Genomic DNA, 16,767 nt, shown 5'->3' with positions numbered 1-16,767 from the left:
GGGTTTCCCGTCCCCGCGCGGGTCCGCCGGTCACCCGTCCCCGCGGGACCCGTTGGGCCTCTCCACGATCTCGTACGCGAAGGCCAGGCCCGGTGCGTGCAGCAGCCCCGCCCCCGGATGCCGCCCGCCCGGGCCGGCCGCACCGAAACCCTCGTGCGGCAGGTGGGTGGTGCGGAACACCCCGATACTCTGACCGGTCGCCCCGGAAAGCAGCCTGGCGCCGGTGCTGATGAGGACGGCGACGGCTCCCACGCTGCCGGCCGCCGGTGTGTTTTCGTCCGCTGCGGCGAGCAGCGCGACGGCCCGGCCGGTCTCGCCCGCTCCCGTCTCCGCGGCCAGGAGCTGGGCGAGGGGCGGTTCGTCCCCGTCGTCCGGTGAGATCCAGACGGCCAGGTCGAGGAAGCCGCCGACCGGGCCGTCGTACAGCGGGAAGTGGTCCGCCGGCGGCTGCCCACCGTCGCGTGCCCGGATCGTGCGGCGGGTGGCCGCCCGGTACGGGACGCGCCCTGCGCCGGGCCGGGTGACGACGAGGGAGTCGATCCGTACCGAGGCCGTGCCCAGGGTGTGACCGCCGTGCAGCACCAGGTCCCGCAGGCTGACGGTGACATGGGCCGGTGGGGGAGCGACACCTTGTGGTGCCACCAGGCGGAAGGACAGGTCGGGCCGCTCGTCGACGGCGAACGGCGGTTCCTCGGCCGGACGGGACCCGGAATGCAGATGGAAATCGAAGCACCGCACCTCATAGCGCACCTGCTCCTGCCGGCCCGGCGGGCGGGCGTCGCGTACGCCGGTGGCGATGCCCGCCACCAGGCTCTGCAACTCCGAGCCGTACGGTTCGGAGCGCGGCGTGAGCACGCCGGACTGGGCGAGCAGGGACAGGTTCTGGGGCCGGTCGGTGACGATGCCGGCGAACGTCTCGGGGCGGGGCGGACCGGCCGGGAGCCCGTCCGGCCAGTACAGTTCGACGCCGGCGAGCGCGTGCGAGGCCGGGAGCCGGAACAGTTCGTAATGTCCGGCCGCCTCGATACCGATACCCGAGGGTTCCGCGGTGGAGAGCAGCGTGACGGCTCCGCGCAGCCCGATGTCGAAGACGGAGACGTAACGCTTGGCGCTGCTCCGGTTGCGCAGGCGTACGACCACTTCGTCGCCGCTGAAGAGGTGCGCGCCACTGCGGGCGAGCGGCTCTTCGCCGCCGTCCGGAAGCAGCCGGACGCAGGCGAATTCCACGTCGCCGTCGAGCCGCGCGGTGCCCGTTCCGGAGCCGAGGGTACGCAGGTGGGTGGCGCGGGCGAGCTGGTGGAGGCCGGCGGCCAGCAGGTCCGTGTCGCCGTCGGCGAAGACGTGCGGCCGGGCGAGCAGCGGTTCGCCGTACGTGTCCAGCAGGTGCAGGCCGTCGTCCAGCGCCACCGTGGCCATGACGGGCTCGCCGCCGCCGCTGACGCGCAGGAAGGGGGAGCGGCCCAGCTCCCGCGCCACCCGCTGGTACTGATGGTGGCCCGGTGGCACCACGGCGACGGGACGGCGGCCGAGGGCCACCCGCAAGGGCCGCGCCTCCAGACCCGTGAGTTCCCCGGCGGGGACCGGGGAATCCGGCCGCAGCCGCGCCCGCCCGTCCGCGATCAGGTCCACGGTGGCGGTGACCGGCGGCGCCGCGCGGTCGCTGCCCGGGGCCACGATCGCATAGCGGTCCTCTTCGCCGATGCCGAAGAGTTCCGCACCGTCCAGGAACATGGCCCCGCCCTCCAGACGCACCGGCAGGGCCCCGGCGGCGTTCTCCTCCCGCAGCTGGAACAGGAACCGGCGCGTCGGCCCTTCCGCGTCCGGCCGCTGTCCTGGCGCGAGTTCGGTGACGGCCGGGCGCAACAGAGCGATCAGCCGGTCCCAGGTCAGCGCCGCGCTGCCGGGCTGGCGCAGCAGGCGGGCGAGTGTGCCCGTCAGCGCGCCGTGCCACCCGTCGAAACCCTCCGCCGCCAGCTCGAACGCCGTCTCGTCGGGCGCGCAGGCCACCAGCCGTACCACCGAAGGATGCGACTCGGCGTGCGCGGCGCGGGTCGCGGGGGCGGCGCAGGTGGCCGTGCGCCACGCCGCCGCCACGGCTTCCCAGCCGGAGGCGCCGGGCGGCCAGGGGTCGGCCTTCGGGATCTGCGCCGGGTCTCTCGACATCCGGGCCGCGTGGCAGCAGTCGAGGATGGTCGTGACGTTCTGCGTCTTCTCGCCCAATTCCCATTGCAGACGGCTGAGTTCCTCGGCCAGCAGCCCGCGGAAGGCGCCCCCGGGGTGGCGGATGTCCGTCGGGCAGAGATACTGCATCCGGTCCGGAAGGTCCGTGTCCCGCGCCCACCCCGGTTTGTGCAGGCGGGCACCGTGCCCCGTGTAGTACACCACCGCCGTGTCACCCGTGGCGGTGGCGGCGGTGAGCGCCCGGTAGGCGTCGATGATGCCCTGGCGCGTCGCCGCCTCCTCGATGAGGACGGTCGTCTCGAATCCGAGCGGGCCCAGGACGCTGTCCATGAGGCGGACGTCCGCGTGGACGCCGCGCAGCACTCCGGTGCGGCAGCCGATGAGTAGTGCTCGCTTACGCATGTCCGTCCCCCGGGGGAGTCTCGTGAAGGCCGGTACGGTCTGTGCTGACGGGCTTGCGATCACCGGTGGCCCGGAGGCCGTCCGCGCCGCCGATGTGGATGAACGGGGCCCAGAGGTACGGGCCTTCGGGGCGCGCCGCGCGGACGGCCGCGGGCACGTGGGCGTCCCGTGGGCCGGGTGCCGCGGCCTCCGTGCCCGCCTGCTCCCGCAGGGACGCGTAGGCCCGCTGTCGTCCCGCCGCGTCCAGGGGACGGACCCGCCGCTGGGCGGCGGCCAGGGCGTCGGACACCCCGAGGCCGGACACCAGCCCCTCGTACAGGGCGGCCATCAGGAGACAGCCCGCCTCGTCCTCCACCGGCCACAGCGACACCACGACGTGCCGGGCCCCCGACGCGACCGCCGCCCGGGCCAGCCCGACGAGATCGCCGCCGGCCGTCGCGGTGCCGCGCCCGGTGTGGCACGCGGACAGGACCACGAGGCCGGCGTTGAGGTCGAGCCCCAGGAGGTCACCGACGGTCAGCCGGTCGTATCCCGAAAGGGCCACGAAGCTCCGGTTCGGGCCCTGTTCGTAGAGCACCCCGTGGGTCGCCAGATGCAGGACGGGACGCCCGGGAGCGGCTCCGGCCACGGCCTTCGCCGTCGCCGCCGACCGCATCAGCGGTTCCGTACCGAGCAGCCGCGCGACGGTCGCGGCCTCCGTCGCCGTACCCGGCAGACGCGGCAGGCCCCGGTCCGGGGCGTAATCCGGGTCTCCGACCACCAGTGCCCCGTCGAGCCGGGGCCGTCCACCGGCGCCCGCGCGGGTGAGCAGCCCGGCGGACGGCAGGTACGAGACGGTGAACCGCTCGCCCAGGAGCCCGCCGCGCACGGGCAGGGCGTGGAACGGCAGGAGCGACAGGGCGCCGTGCGGGACGACGAACAGCCGTCCGCAGGAGCCGAGCCGGCGCACGGCGGGGGCGAGGAGCAGTTCGCTCAGCGCGGCGGCGCCGCGTTCGTCGCGGCGGCCGGTGGCGCAGGCCGTGTGGAAGTGCCGGACGCCGCAGGCCAGGTCGCGGGCCCGGGCCGGAGCGCGGTGACAGCGGATGGTCTTGCGCTCGACGGTCCAGACGATCAGCTCGTCGTCGAGCGTCTCGTACAGGAGGAGCGCGCTGTCCGCCGGCAGCGCCCGCTGGATCTCCGCCACGCCGGCGTCCGGCAGCGCGAGCCGCCGGTGGGCGAGCAACTGCGGGGCGAACCGTGCCACCTCGGACTCCGCGCGGTCCAGGATGTCCTCGGCGGCGAGCACCTCGCGCCGCAGGGCGGCCGAGGACGGCGTACGCGCCGGATCGGCCGACACCTCGTCGACCAGTCCCTCGTACGTGGCCGCCCAGGCCGAACCCGCACGCAGCCAACGCCGGGCCGCTGCCGTCGGCGCACCGGTGGGCAGGGCGTCGAGGGCGCGCACGACACCCGCGGCGATGCCACGGCACCGGTCGGCCAGTTCGAACGCGGCGGCCAGTTCGGCCCGGGCCCGGTAGCCGGTCGTCCGCGCCGCCAGCCCGAGGTGGGCCAGGACCGCCGTGTGGTACATGCCGGCGACGAGCGGGTGGTCGGTGGCCGAGGAACGGAGGGTGTCGCGGACGAGCTGCGCCGTCCGGTGCTCGAACAGTTCCACCGCGCATCCGGCCGTCCGCGCCGCGGCCGCGTGATCCCCCAGCGCCTCGTACAGCTCGGCACGGCGCGCCGGGCCCTCCCACGGCCGCTCGGGCTTCCGGGACCGGCCGCAAGCGTCCGGGGCCGAGGCGTCCAGGGCGGCCTGTGCCCGCTGGGCGGCCCTCGGGTCCCGCACCGCCAGGAAGAGGCTCACCGCGTGGTCGGGGTGGAGTCCGCCCGCGTCGAAGAGCTGCCCGGCCAGGGCGCGGGCTTCGGGCTGCCGTCCGAGTTCGCCCAGCAGGACCGCGCGCAGCGCGGCGTCCCCCTGCTCCTCGGCCAGGGCCAGGGCGCGGAGCAGCAGAAGCCGGGCCTCGTCGCGGAAACCGGCCGACTCGGCACGCCGGCCGCGATAGCGCAGGAGCAGCGTCCGAGCCCGCCGGGCGCTCTCGCGTACCGCCTCGGCCACCTGACCGACGGCGTCCTGGAAAGGGCCGGCGAGCGTCGCGCCGACGGCCTCGATCTCGGCGAGCCGCGCGACGGCGATCGCCTTCAGCTCAGGGTCGGCGAGCGTTTCGGCGGCTTGGTCGAACCTCATCGCGAGCAGGGCGGCGCGCGACCAGCCGAGCACGCCGGCCGGGGCCCCGTGCAGCCCCGACACCGCCTGGGCGGTGTCGGCGGCGAGCAGCACCGCCGGGGCACGGCCATAGTGCGCCCCTCCGACGATGTCGATGTGGGCGGCGTCCACGATGTCGCGCTCCGAGGGCGCGTCCGTCCCGGCGGCGATCCGGCGCGCCAGGCGCAGCGCCCGGAGCGCGGGCAGCGTCGCGCCCTCCTCCCGCCAGGCCCGGCAGTGGGCGGCGACCAGCCTGAGCAGCCCGCGCGTGAAGCTGGTGCTTCCGTGCCGTACGGTCCAGCCGGTGACGGCGTCCAGTATGCCGTCCGGAACCTGAACGCCGTCTCCGAGACGGTCGAGCGTGTGATGGAACTCGACGAGCCGTGACAGGGCGCCGCCACCGGCGCGTCCGGCCCGTTGCCGCGCCTCCCCGACGAACCGGTCACGGGCCGCCGCATCACCGCGGCGGCGTGCCAGGTGCGCGCGCCTCAGCGCGATCTCGGCAGCGCCCAGCTCGGCGCCGAGACGTGCGTACAGCGCCTCGGCCCGTACGTAGCACGCCTCGGCGGCCGCGGGATCGCCTGCCGGGGACAGCGCGGCAGAACCAGGCGTCTCCACCAGGCGCAGCCCGAGCAACTCAGGATGGGATTCCGGCTCCAGAGCGAAATCGCCCTCGGCGAGGGCGAGGTGGGCGCCGGCCAGAGCGTCGCCCCGGACCAGCGGCCGGCAGGCTTCCAGGCGCGTCGCCGCTTCTTCCGTACGGCCTGCCCGGCGGGCCACGTCAGCCAGCGCCACCCGGTGGTACGCCAGCAGCGACGGCGTTCCCGACGCCTCGATGTCTGCGCTCAGTTGTTGCAGCAACTCCATGGCCTGCGCGGCGGATTGCGGGTCGCCTGCGATGCGGGAGTTGCCGGCGATGCCACGGGCCGACTGCAGCACGGGAACGAGACGTGCCGCGGCCAGGACGACCGGAGCCGCCTCGGGGGTGTCCGGCTCCGGTACCGTTCCGGCGGCGCTTCGCATCTCCTCCCACGCCATGACGGCCCCGCCCTGCCCCGGGAACCGGTTGAGGTCGAGCGTGCGGGCCGCGAGGCGCAGGGCGGCGGCCACCGCACCGGCCTCCCGTGAGCCGCCGATGCCGTCGAGCATCCGCAGCGCCCGCTTCGGCTCGCCCACCGCGAGCGCGCCTGCCGCCGCCACCAGCGGCGCCCCGCCGGCCGGGCCCTGAGGCAGGGGAGGGCCGGTGGCCAGCAGCAGAGCGATGATCTCGTTCGCCGGTGTCATGGAAGGCCTCCCGCCGGTGGTCCGGAACAGTGCGTGCAACGGCCGCAACGGGGCCGGAGCACCGTGACGTGTTCTCCCGCGCCACCGACGCGCACGCCGTCGCGCCCGACGCCCCACGAGGTGGCGGTCGGATGGCCCCGCAGCATCCGGCGGCACGCTCCGGACACGGCGTTTTCGGCCTGCCGCCCGTAAGCCGAGAGCCGCTCGTCCACCTGGAACCGCCGCGCCCGCTGGGCCTCCTGCCGCCGCAGCCGGCAGCGACCCGCCGAACGACGGGCCGCCCAGCCCCGGATGGGCCCAGTACAGCGGCCCGGGAGGTGGCGCATCCCGTCTCAGTGCGGGTTCGGGGAACCGTCTTCGGTGACGGGGGGCTCCGCCCCGGCGGGTGCGGGGCGTTCGCCTTCCAGGGGGCGGGCGCGCAGTTCGATCCAGGCGCCGGCCGTGAAGCCCTTCTCGGGCAGGTCGACCTGGACCTGGCGGAAGGCGCGCTCGTCCAGTCCGGGATAGGCGTGCGGCACCAGGTCGCGGTACAGGCTGTCGGACCAGGCCACCGCCAGGTCGGCGTGCGCGCTCTCGCGCAGCGCCGCGCGCAGCGGCCCCGCGTCCAGGACGCGGAACAGCTCCACCACCGCCGTACCGAGGAAGCCGCTCGCGCCCTCGCACGTCAGCCCCTGGTGCAGGCTGGCGCGCATCCGGGTCGGGCCGATGCCGACGGGGCGCTCCGGGTCGGTGTTGACGGCGTGCAGGGCCAGCGTGACGCCCCTGAGCAGCCCTGCGACGGCCGTCGGCTCGCTGATGCCGGTGGGCAGGACCAGGAGGTACCCGTCGCCGCTGACCTGGCGTCCGCACGCGTGCCAGTCGACCGAGGCGTGGGCGCAGGCGGCCCGCGCGGTGCGCCACAGGTCGCGCTGGACGCGCGCCATGTGGGTGTTGTGCCGACGGCTGTAGCGCTCCACGTCCAGGGCGAAGAAGAGGCGCCGGAGCCACCGCGCGTCCTCCGCGGCGCCCTCACCACGGTCACCTTCAGGGCCCCGGACGCGCGGCGCCGGACCGCCGGGCGCCTCCATCGGGTACGGGAGTCCGGGCAGCGGCGGGCGGGCCGCCCAGGCGTCCGCGACGTTCACGCGGAGCCCGAGGTTGCCTCGTGTGCCGGCCTTGCTGCCCACGACCCGGCCCAGGACCGTACGCCGCACGACGACGTCGCAGGTCAGGTGGCAGTACACGCCAGAGCGGCCGGGCGGCAGGCGCAGCAGTACCTGGCACCAGTGGCCGTCCGGGCGCAGACCCGCCGGCGGCGGGCGGAACTCCCAGCGCAGACGGTGGTGGCCGCGCCCGAAGACCGACACGCCGGTGCCGTCGGGCTGCACACTGCCGGGTGCGGGCTGCACCGCCAGCGCCTGCGCCCCGCTGTCCCCGAAGTCGAGGCCCACCTGGGTGGCCCCGTACGTACGGCCGCCGGTGAGCGGCGCCAGGTCGTACGGGAAGCAGAGCAGCAGGTCCACCGGCCCGGCGGTTCCCGGATCGCCGTGCAGGCGGTAGACGAGCGGGCGGTAGAACCTGACGGAGCTTTCGGGGCCTTCGGCCTCGGGCGCCTTGGTGCCCGGGACCGGTGGCTCCGTGTACAGGCCTGCCGTCGCGGCAACGTCGTCGGGCAGGACGAAGCCGGTGTCGGCGCGACCGTGCCGCCGGCCGCCGGGCGCCGCGCCGGAAGCCTGCCGGGCTCCCGGATGTGAGGCGTCCGGGCGGATGTCGGGGGCCAATGGCCTTCTCCTTTCGGTTCGGTGCTGTCCGGTGGCCCGGCTCACGGTGTGTCCCGGCCGGTCGCCGCGATCTTCCGCAGCGCGGGCAGGGAGCGCACGATGATCCGCCGCCGTCCGAACGTCAGGACACCGAGGCGGGACAGCTCGTGCAGCACGTGGTGGACCCGCCGTTCCCGGGCGCCGATCAGCTCGCCCCACTCCGCCTGGGTGAGCCCCGGCCTGACCAGCAGTCCGTCCGGTACGCGGATTCCGTACTGCTCCGCCAGGTCGAGGACGGCACTGGCCAGCCGGGCGATGACCGGGCCGTGCGCGAGCCGGGTGTGGCGGCGCACCGCCGTACGGCTGCGATGGGCGAGACTGCGGCCGAGCGCCAGCCCCGCCACCGGACTGTGGCTGATCCACCGCAGCCACTCGTCCTGCGCGATCCGCCGGACGGGCATCTGCTGCGCGGCGGTGACGGTCGCCGACCGGGGCCGGCCGTCGAACGCGGCGGACTCGCCGACCACGTCACCGGCGGCCCTGATGTCCATCAGCGCGGCCACACCGGAGCGTTCGGTCGTGGCGACCTTGGCGAAGCCGTCGAGCAGCAGCAGGACGAAGGTGTCCGCACCACCAGCCAAGATCATGATTTCGCCGCGGGCGTGGACCCGGGCGGTCCCGGCCCGTTCCAGGGCCAGTCGCGCGGGGCCGGGCGACTCGGGTTCGAGCTTGCGCAATTCGGCCAGCAGCGTGCCGTCGGCCCAGTCGTCCGCCGGTGCGGTGCGCACCCGCCGCTCGCGGTGCACCGCTGCCTCGTGATCCAGCATCCGTCCCCCCGCGGCGCCTTCGAGGGCGCCCGCCGCGCCTGCGCTGCCCACAGCATGTGCCGGTCCGAAGGGCGGGCGACAGGCTTCTTGCGACGGTGACCGCTCTTGGCCCCGAATTGAGTGCCCGGCCCTTGTATCACCGTCGTTCCGGCGCCGAACGGGACCGGTTCCTGACGGCGGCCTCGTCGGTGTCGGCTGTCGTCACACGGTGGCCGGGGGACGGCGCTTGGCCCGCAACTGCCGCATCAGCTCCATCAGGACCAGGAAGGCGGTCAGCGGCGGCGTGGCGGCGAAGAGCATGCCCACCGCGTCCTCGCCCTGACTGTCGACGGCCCACAGGCTCCAGGCCAGCGCGGCGAGGGTGCCGGCCAGCGCGATCACCCACGACGGGGTCTCCCGGCGCCCGTCGACGACGGCCGCGGCCACGCCCAGCCCGCCGCAGATGATCAGCCCCAGCACCAGCGCCGCGTAGGTCCACACGGGGGCGTTCAGGGCGCCGATCTCCGGTGTCCGCGACCGTAGCTGACGGTATGTCAGGAAGGTGCCGCCCATGTACAGGGTGATCAGTACCGCCAGACTCAGCACTCTCACGAGCTGTCCGAGTACGCCGCGTTCCTTGTCCGCCATCACGCCCCCCGAGGCAGAAGCCCGAATCAGGCCGGGCACCCAGCATGCCCGAGTGATGTCGGTCCCGGAACCGGAGTGAACCGGCACTCAGGGGCGGGTGCGGGAGCCGCAAGCCGGCCGGCCGGGATTTCCCGGACCAAGAAAACGATCACTATTCGGCACCTTTTAGTGCCCGAGGAAGGTGGTCCTGCATGTGCTCCATCACGGCGACACGTCCAAGCTGCCAGAGCCGGTGACCAGCGATTTTCGTGAGGGCGTGCGCCCTGTAGCGACCGAAGGCGCATCCGATGGCTGCTCGTCCGGCGCGGGGTATGCCCCGGGCGGAAGAACCGGCAGGTCCACCTCCAGCACCGTGGCCAGGGCAGGTTATCCGAAACCGCTGCCGCGGGAACGGGGTTTGCGGCGGATCGTGAGCCATCGCCGCATTTCACAGGAACACCCACGCTGTTCTGCCAGCGGTGAACCCCGGCCCGACCGGGCTCGACGATCACTAAAGTCCAGTCGCATGACGACGATTACAACGCGCACGGTCGAGTACCCGGCCGACGGTCTGACGATGATCGGGCACCTCGCACTCCCGGCCGGAGTCGATCGCCGGCCCGCGGTGCTGCTCGGGCCGGAGGGCACGGGGCTCAGCGACGTCGAGCGCCGCCGGGCCGATGCTCTCGCCGAGCTGGGATACGTAGCGCTGGCCTTCGACCTTCACGGCGGGCGCTATTTGGGTGACCCGGAGGAGATGCTGGCCCGTTGCATGCCGCTGCTCGCAGACCCCGACCGGATGCGGGGCATCGGTCATGCGGCGCTCGACGTGTTGCGCGCCGAGCCGCGGACCGACCCCGACCGGATCGCCGCCGTCGGCTACGGCACCGGGGGCGCCGTCGGGCTGGAACTCGGGCGCGACGGCGTCAACCTGCGCGCGATCGGGACAGTCAACGCGCTGACCACGGGCCGACCGGGTGAGGCGGCACGCATTCGCTGCCCGGTATGGGCCGGGGTCGGGTCGGAAGACCCGATCATGCCGCCCGCCCAACGGGACGCGTTCACCGCAGAGATGCAGGCCGCGGGCGTCGACTGGCGCCTCGTGGTCTACGGAGGGGCCCTGCACGCCTTCCACCACCCACCGGTCGACCACACCGTGCGTCCCGGCGTCGGCTACCACCCACGGCACGCACAGCGAGCCTGGCACGACGTCGTCGACCTGCTCGCCGAGTGCCTGACCGTAACGGAGTGATCTGGTCGACAACCGCGATTCCGGGCCGCGGACCAGGCCCGCCGACCGCCACCGGCTCCGGTGGTCTCACCCTCGACGCGGTCGGCGGCCGGCGGGATCGGCCTGCCGCCCGGGCCCGTGGGAAGGTGCAGGCAGCCGAACGAGATCAGGCGTATCGGGTGCATGCGGGGACTCTCCTGGGGGCGTGGGAGCGGCGGGTGGGTCGGTGAAGACGGGCATGCCGAGGTCGACCGGTTGGGGTCGGCCGTCGGCCGGGGCCCGGCTGAGGCTGTTGAGCCTGGCGGTGGCGGCGTCGAGACCGACCTGGAGTCCTTCGACTTCGCCGAGCCAGCCGTTGCCGCGAGCTTCGCGGGTGCGTTCGCGGAGGCTCTGGATGATCTCGATGAGGCGGGGCTTCTGACGGGGGCCATCTGGAGAACGGGGCAGCGGATGCACGCTTCTCTGAACAACGATCGTGTCTCCGCTCGGGAGGCTGCTGAGGGGAGGGGTTATTCACCCCTCCCCTTGTCTGTCAGTGGACACGGCGCTGCTTAAGCCAGTCGTCGTCGAGGATGATGAAGGCCCACTTCTCGTTCTCTGCCTCTTCGCGGCCCTCGTCGAGGATCGCGTTGAACTCCGCTACTTCGATGAGGTAGAGACGCACGTCCTCGTGCCGGATGGTGATCGTTGTTTCAACGAAGGAAGTGCTGCTCTGCCCGGTCCAGTCCGACGGGAACTCCACGAGCATGATGTGCGTGGTGCGGGTGGGATCGAACGGTCTCCATCGGTCGCGGCGGAGCTTGTGCGTGCAGCCGGGGTAGCGAACCTTCTCGCTCTTGGAAGCTGGCACGAGGAGCTTGGCGTCGACGAGTTGGTCGCCGTCGACGATGTCGTGCCCTCGCCGCCTCCCTCCGTGCAGGGTCGGATTCCCACCTTGCTCGTTGAGCCAATGAGCGACGACATGTTCGGCAGCGACGGCTCTGACGGGGCCGAACGCCGATGGCTCTATGTGGATGGTCACCGTTCTCTCCTCTGGCTACGGCAGCCTGGCTGACGGCGGCCGGAAAGTAGCATCGTCCTGCTCCTCGATCGCTTCCCGAGAAACAGCTGGTGATTACTGGGGCCGGACTCGCTCCGCCGCAGGTGTTAGTCCCTTTCGGAGCAACGGAGTTGGCGTGGCATGGAGGCGGGGCTGGTGACTATGGGGATGCCTAGGCCGACGACGCTCCGGCTGGCCGGCCATCGGTCGAGTTGGGCGAGTTTCCCTTCCGCTCCGGCAAGGCTCACCTGGAGCCCTTCCACCTCGCCGAGCCATCCTTCACGTTCGGCCTCGGCGATGCGGGCGATGAGGTTGTCGCGGATCTCGACGAGTCGTGCGCGTTGAGACGGGACAGGTCGCAGGAGCGAGCATCTGACACATGCGTCAGATGTCCCCTACTTCTCGTGGACCCGGCCCAGATGCCACGTCTCCAGGAGATCCACGCCAACCTCGTCGACCGCCTCCAGGAGGCCCGGGACCAGGGCTGTCTTGGCGAGGTCGCCGCCATCGAGACCACCATGGCCGCCGCCGCGCAGAAGCTGGAGGCCATGCGCGAGCATGCAACTCAGCCGTCCACGGTCCACCTCGGCATGCCCGACATCCGCCGCAACACCGGACGAAGCAGCGCCGATGCTGAGAGATCCTTCCCAGCGGATCCTAAGCTTCGCGGATGACCTACAAAGAGCTGCGCTGGGAACCGATAGCGGCGCTTCCAGAAGGCGAGCCCGAGACGTCCTTCGGCGGGCGATGGGAGGACCGGCTCTGGTTGAACGTTCCTGGCCCCTTCTACACCGGCATCGCCGACAACTGTTGGACGGGCCGGCTGCACGCACCGCGTCATGTGCTCTACGGCGGCGAGTACTTCGGTGAATATGTGTATCGCCAGCCGGCGACCAGGGCCGAGGTCCTGAACCTGGTGACAGCAGCCCAGGAAGATCCGTACCGCGGCTATGCCTGCGACGGCGATAGCCGATGGACACCCGATGCTGTTCGGGACTGGTGGCGCGACCGTGGGCGGGTCACCGAGTACCTGGAGTCCCTCCTGCCCAGATGGTCGTCCAGCGACAGGTCTGACGAGCGGGAAGCCGCAGAGGGGCTGAGGGACTTTGCCGCCTACATCGCTGAAGGGCTTGGCAGGGATCTCCGGAAGTACCTCTTCCGGCTTGAAGAGGGCTGCTACCCGATAACCTCCGGACCACTGCCTGAGCTCCGATAGGCAATGACGGCCATGGGGTGCTCGGTGCTCTCGCACCTGGACACCCGTGAAGTGGGCTCAGGTGCAAGGTGGCGCGACCTCGATGACCGTGGCCGTGCCACAGCGCGACACGCTCGGATGTTGCCGAGTATCAGTATTTCCGCCTACTACTTTCAGTAACTCGACCCCGATCCGTCCAACCAGGAAGCCAGTTGGTTTAGTTCGGATAAGCACGCATGTTCGTGCTGGCAGGGGGTTACCGTAAGGGCGCCCGCAGGTGCCGAGGGAGACCTTGTGGAGTTCGAAGTGCTGCGGGAAGTCGCGTCACTCCTGAGCAGTGGGCTCCCTGTAATCCTCCTGCGGACGCGCGGCGCGGCGGCGGTTGAGGAAGCCGCGGTAGGTCCTGATCAGGTCGTCCCGGAAGACGGCGAGATATGCCTGAGTGGTGGTCAGGGTCTTGTATCCGAGAATGCGGGCGGCGATGTGGACGGGCAGGCCGCCGGTGACGGCCTCGGTCGCGAACACCCTGCGGAAGTCGTGGGGCGTGTAGCGCAGTGGCTCGCCCGCCTGGTCTCCCGCAGGCTCGTGCATTCCAAGGTGCGGTCCAGGAGGCGCTTGACGGCGGCCTCGCTCGTGACCTGCGGCTGCCAGTAGGGGCGGCGCTGGAAGAGGTGCGGGAGCCCGCCTCATGCTCCGGGCCAGCGGCACCGGGTTGACCAGCGGGCCGCTGCCCGACTCGATCCCGAACTCGTAGAAGCTGCGGAGCACCGCATTGCTGTGGCGGATGGTGCGCGGCTTGTAGAGGTCGTCCAGGTACGGCTCCTTCGTGATCATGTTCGTCGTCCCGGCGGTCACCGCCGAGTGCGTCCGTGCCGATGTCCGCGGCTTCGTCGCGATACGCAGCCACAGCACGCAGTCACGGACTTCGGCGGACGTCGCTCGGTCCCACTCGACCTGGACCACCCGAAGCCACCGCCACCAGCGCAACAGGTCGAAGACATAGCTGCGGACGCTGCCCGGCCGGTTGTCCCGAGCGACGAAGTCGATCAGGAACCTTCGGATCGGCTCCACCGCTCTGCCCACCTCATCGAAGACCAGCCAGGGAACCGCCCCTGCGCCTTCGGCCACCCGTCCCCAACGCGGCAGGCAGACCGACTGGATGTCACGAGATGCTGCGTCCGACTTCGTTGCGATCCTTCGTCACGCGGATGCGCAACCGTCACGCGGATGCGCAACGAGTAACGGCTAGACCAGGTAGATGATGCGCACATCAGCGGCGTGTCGCCCCGTAGTCCGGTCAACGCCTTGGTGGCGCGCAGTGCGGCAGCCAGCCGGCGGGCCGAGCGCACGGCATCGGTGCGGTGGGCGGGGTCAGTGGAGACGGACGGGATGCGTACCCACTCGGCCAGGCCCGCCGGCATCTCGTCCTGGAGGCCGAGCAGCTCCCCGCACAGGACGTGGCCGGGTGCGCTCATACGGTGGCCTCCCGCTGTGCCGAGACGCCGGTACGGGGGTGGGGCTGGCCCCACCCACCTGTACGTCCAGGCCCGTACCCCACCGCTCACGTGCTCCGTAGCGTCGGCATCACGATACGACGGAGGAAGACATGACGAACATCAGCGACACCACGACCGGGACAGCACACCTCGGCGGGCCCAGTGCCCGGCGCGCCTTCGACGCGGTGGGCAAGTGCGTCAAGCTGTACGGGATTCTCTGCGCCCTCGCCCTTCTGGCGGTGGCCGCGGTGGCGGCCGGCGGCCACACGGTGACCACGTTCATGTGGGTCAGGGCCGCGATTCTGCTCGCGATCGCCCCGGTGCTCCACCGGCTGACCGCCCGCGCCGCCCAGGGATCGCGACGGCACTTCGAGCGCGTGTGCACTCTCACCGGCGTCATGCCGGTCGCGATCATCGCCGTCGACGCGATTCCCGGTGTCTGCCCGCTGTGGTACGCGGTGCTGCAGGGCGTGTGCTCCGTGCCCCTGATCCGGGCCGCGTTCCTCACCCGGGGACCCGCCCTGCGCGGCGCGTTTCCGAAGCGCCGCCCGGACAGCCGGTCCTGACCACGTCCGTGCTCCGGTTCAGAAGTCGCCGTGCATGATCTGGATCAGGTTGCCGCAGGTGTCGTCCAGCACGGCGGTGGTGACGTCGCCCATCTCCGTCGGCTCCTGCGTGAACTCCACCCCGAGCTTGCGCAGCCGCTCGTACTCCGCCCGCACGTCGTCCACGGCGAATGCGGTGGCCGGAATGCCGTCCTGGACCAGTGCCGTCTTGTACGGCTGCACCGCGGGGTGGCCGGAGGGCTCCAGCACCAGTTCGGTCCCGTCGGGGTTCTCCGGCGAGACCACGGTCAGCCACCGGGCCTCGCCCATGGGGATGTCGTACTTCTTCTCAAAACCCAGCACGTCGGTGTAGAAGCGCAGGGCCTTTTCCTGGTCGTCGACGAAGACGCTGGTCAGGTGGATCCTCATGGGGTGCTCTCCGGAGGGGCGGGACTGAGCCATCGGGTCACGATGCGCTCCAGGGGTTCGGTGTTCAGGTCGTGGAACTTGTAACGGCCCTGGCGCCGCGCAAGGACCAGCCCCGCGGATTCGAGTACGGCCAGGTGCTGGCTGATCGCCTGGCGGGACAGCCCCAGGCCGTGCTTGGTCGTCAGCCGGGCGCATATCTCGAACAGGGTCTGGCCGTCCCGGTCCACCAGCTCATCGAGGATGCGCCGGCGGGTGGGATCGGCCAGTGCCTTGAAGACATCCTCTGCCATGTCCCCACCATAGGCAAGTAGCGGCTTGCCTAACAAGTCGGGTGTCCCGGTGCCGACGGCGCCCGTCTCCCCGGCCGGCCGGCGGAAATGACCAAGGAGCCGGGGGAGAGCTAACCTGCCGCTCGTGACCAGGGTGCACCAGCTCGCCGGCGCGGCCGGCTCGGCCGTGGCGGAGGCGACGACCGCGGCGTACTACGCGTCGATCGCCCAGACCGAGGAGGCCCACGACGGCACCGTGCGGCATCGGCTGCGCCCGGAGGTGGGGGACGGCACGATCGAGGTGACCCCGCTGCGGAGCGGGTTCCACATCGTCCGGTACGACGTCGCGTTCGCCGGCCGGCACCAGGTCGGGTTCACGTTCCCGGGCGGCCACTTCGAGCTGGAGCACTGCGTGGACGGGCGCATGCACATCAGCGAGACCGGCGCCGGGGCCGGTGACCTGCGCGCCCGCTCCGTGGCGCTGAGCCCCCGAGGGGCCACCGACGGCGTCGTCACGCACGGGGACGGCGAGCGGTACCGGGCGGTGTCGGTCACCGGGACCTGGACCGGGCTGGAGTCCTACCTCGGCGGTCTCGGCGCGGGTGACCTGCCGCCCACCGGGCCGGAGAGCGTCGCACGCGAGCGGTACCTGGGCCGGTCAGACGCGTTGCGTCCGGTGGCCGGCCCGCTGGAGGAGATCTTCCTGCACCGGCGCCCGTCCCCGGGACGCCTGCTGTTCCTGGAATCGCGGCTCGTGGCGGCGCTGGCCGCGCTGATCGACGGGCTCACGGCCACCGGGGCGCCCGCGGACGCCCCGGACCCCGCCGGCCTGGCCCTGGACGACCACGAGGCGGCCGCGCTGCGCCGCGTACCCGGCCTGTTGTGGCAGGAGCGGCACGCACCACCGACGCTCGCCGCTCTGGCCCGGGCGTCGTCGATGTCGGTACGGCGCCTGACCACCGGATTCCGCGCGCTGTACGGGACGTCGGTGATGGAGTACCACCGAAGTCGCTGCCTCGACCGGGCCGCGGCCCTGCTGGTCGAGACCGACTGGCCGGTCGCCCGGATCGCTCACGAGGTCGGCTACGCCTCGGCCGGCAACTTCGGCTACGCCTTCCGGCGTGACCGGGGCACGTCCCCCGCCCGGTTCAGGCGGGCGCACACCTGACGGCGCCCGTCGGGCCGGCACCGCGCTCCACATTCGCGGGCCCGGCTCTCCACACCGCGGTACGTCTCCGCTTCCGACGATGGGGCCTCACGCAGGCAACCCCCGGAGGGA

At 72.4% G+C, this 16,767-nt stretch carries 14 protein-coding genes; 4 read left to right on the top strand and 10 right to left on the bottom strand.

The features are described from left to right. Window positions 1-30: 30 nt before the first annotated feature. From ACZ4Z1_RS23610 to ACZ4Z1_RS23590, 5 genes are all read right to left on the bottom strand, one after another. Window positions 31-2,583, bottom strand: coding sequence for a caspase family protein (locus ACZ4Z1_RS23610; protein ID WP_468488586.1), 2,553 nt, complete (start codon window positions 2,581-2,583; stop codon window positions 31-33). Beyond that, window positions 2,576-6,112, bottom strand: a complete 3,537-nt coding sequence (locus tag ACZ4Z1_RS23605; RefSeq protein ID WP_468488585.1) for a CHAT domain-containing protein — start codon at window positions 6,110-6,112, stop codon at window positions 2,576-2,578. The genes ACZ4Z1_RS23610 and ACZ4Z1_RS23605 overlap by 8 nt, the downstream gene beginning before the upstream one ends. A gap of 332 nt (window positions 6,113-6,444) precedes the next feature. After that, window positions 6,445-7,872 carry a hypothetical protein gene (locus ACZ4Z1_RS23600; protein WP_468488584.1) on the bottom strand — a complete coding sequence of 476 codons (1,428 nt, stop codon included), beginning with the start codon at window positions 7,870-7,872 and terminating at the stop codon, window positions 6,445-6,447. Window positions 7,873-7,913: 41 nt separating this feature from the next. Next, complete coding sequence (locus tag ACZ4Z1_RS23595) at window positions 7,914-8,678, bottom strand: Crp/Fnr family transcriptional regulator (protein ID WP_468488583.1); 765 nt, start codon at window positions 8,676-8,678, stop codon at window positions 7,914-7,916. Window positions 8,679-8,879: 201 nt separating this feature from the next. Then, on the bottom strand, window positions 8,880-9,305 hold the full coding sequence (locus ACZ4Z1_RS23590) for a hypothetical protein (RefSeq protein ID WP_468488582.1): 426 nt from the start codon (window positions 9,303-9,305) through the stop codon (window positions 8,880-8,882). Window positions 9,306-9,810: 505 nt separating this feature from the next. Here ACZ4Z1_RS23590 and ACZ4Z1_RS23585 point away from each other — a divergent pair. Further along, window positions 9,811-10,536, top strand: a complete 726-nt coding sequence (locus tag ACZ4Z1_RS23585) for a dienelactone hydrolase family protein (RefSeq protein ID WP_468488581.1) — start codon at window positions 9,811-9,813, stop codon at window positions 10,534-10,536. Window positions 10,537-11,047: 511 nt separating this feature from the next. Here the strand turns inward: ACZ4Z1_RS23585 and ACZ4Z1_RS23580 are convergent. Together ACZ4Z1_RS23580 and ACZ4Z1_RS23575 are read right to left on the bottom strand one after the other, a co-directional pair. Beyond that, window positions 11,048-11,536, bottom strand: a complete 489-nt coding sequence (locus ACZ4Z1_RS23580) for a hypothetical protein (RefSeq protein ID WP_468488580.1) — start codon at window positions 11,534-11,536, stop codon at window positions 11,048-11,050. Between the two features lie 413 nt (window positions 11,537-11,949). After that, window positions 11,950-12,114: a hypothetical protein gene (locus ACZ4Z1_RS23575; protein WP_468488579.1), complete on the bottom strand. Its 165-nt coding sequence runs from the start codon at window positions 12,112-12,114 to the stop codon at window positions 11,950-11,952. Between the two features lie 110 nt (window positions 12,115-12,224). On the opposite strand from ACZ4Z1_RS23575, the gene ACZ4Z1_RS23570 reads away from it, so the two are divergent. Further along, on the top strand, window positions 12,225-12,770 hold the full coding sequence (locus ACZ4Z1_RS23570; RefSeq protein ID WP_468488578.1) for a hypothetical protein: 546 nt from the start codon (window positions 12,225-12,227) through the stop codon (window positions 12,768-12,770). Between the two features lie 303 nt (window positions 12,771-13,073). Here ACZ4Z1_RS23570 and ACZ4Z1_RS23565 read toward each other — a convergent pair whose 3' ends face one another. Next, window positions 13,074-13,820, bottom strand: coding sequence for a site-specific integrase (locus ACZ4Z1_RS23565; protein ID WP_468488577.1), 747 nt, complete (start codon window positions 13,818-13,820; stop codon window positions 13,074-13,076). Window positions 13,821-14,355: 535 nt separating this feature from the next. Between ACZ4Z1_RS23565 and ACZ4Z1_RS23560 the strand changes: the two genes are divergently transcribed. After that, a complete protein-coding gene (locus ACZ4Z1_RS23560; RefSeq protein WP_468488576.1) occupies window positions 14,356-14,811 on the top strand; it encodes a hypothetical protein in 456 nt (151 codons plus the stop codon). Between the two features lie 18 nt (window positions 14,812-14,829). Here the strand turns inward: ACZ4Z1_RS23560 and ACZ4Z1_RS23555 are convergent, their stop codons facing one another. Both ACZ4Z1_RS23555 and ACZ4Z1_RS23550 read right to left on the bottom strand, forming a co-directional pair. Continuing rightward, complete coding sequence (locus ACZ4Z1_RS23555; RefSeq protein ID WP_468488575.1) at window positions 14,830-15,219, bottom strand: VOC family protein; 390 nt, start codon at window positions 15,217-15,219, stop codon at window positions 14,830-14,832. Continuing rightward, complete coding sequence (locus ACZ4Z1_RS23550) at window positions 15,216-15,509, bottom strand: ArsR/SmtB family transcription factor (protein WP_468488574.1); 294 nt, start codon at window positions 15,507-15,509, stop codon at window positions 15,216-15,218. The genes ACZ4Z1_RS23555 and ACZ4Z1_RS23550 overlap by 4 nt, the downstream gene beginning before the upstream one ends. 124 nt (window positions 15,510-15,633) lie before the next feature. On the opposite strand from ACZ4Z1_RS23550, the gene ACZ4Z1_RS23545 reads away from it, so the two are divergent. Then, a complete protein-coding gene (locus tag ACZ4Z1_RS23545) occupies window positions 15,634-16,656 on the top strand; it encodes a helix-turn-helix transcriptional regulator (protein ID WP_468488573.1) in 1,023 nt (340 codons plus the stop codon). Window positions 16,657-16,767: the final 111 nt, after the last annotated feature.

It is taken from the genome of Streptomyces sp. NPDC030165, assembly GCF_055573595.1.
Note: the sequence above shows the minus strand (reverse complement) of the source record. Positions and strands in the feature narration are given on the sequence as shown.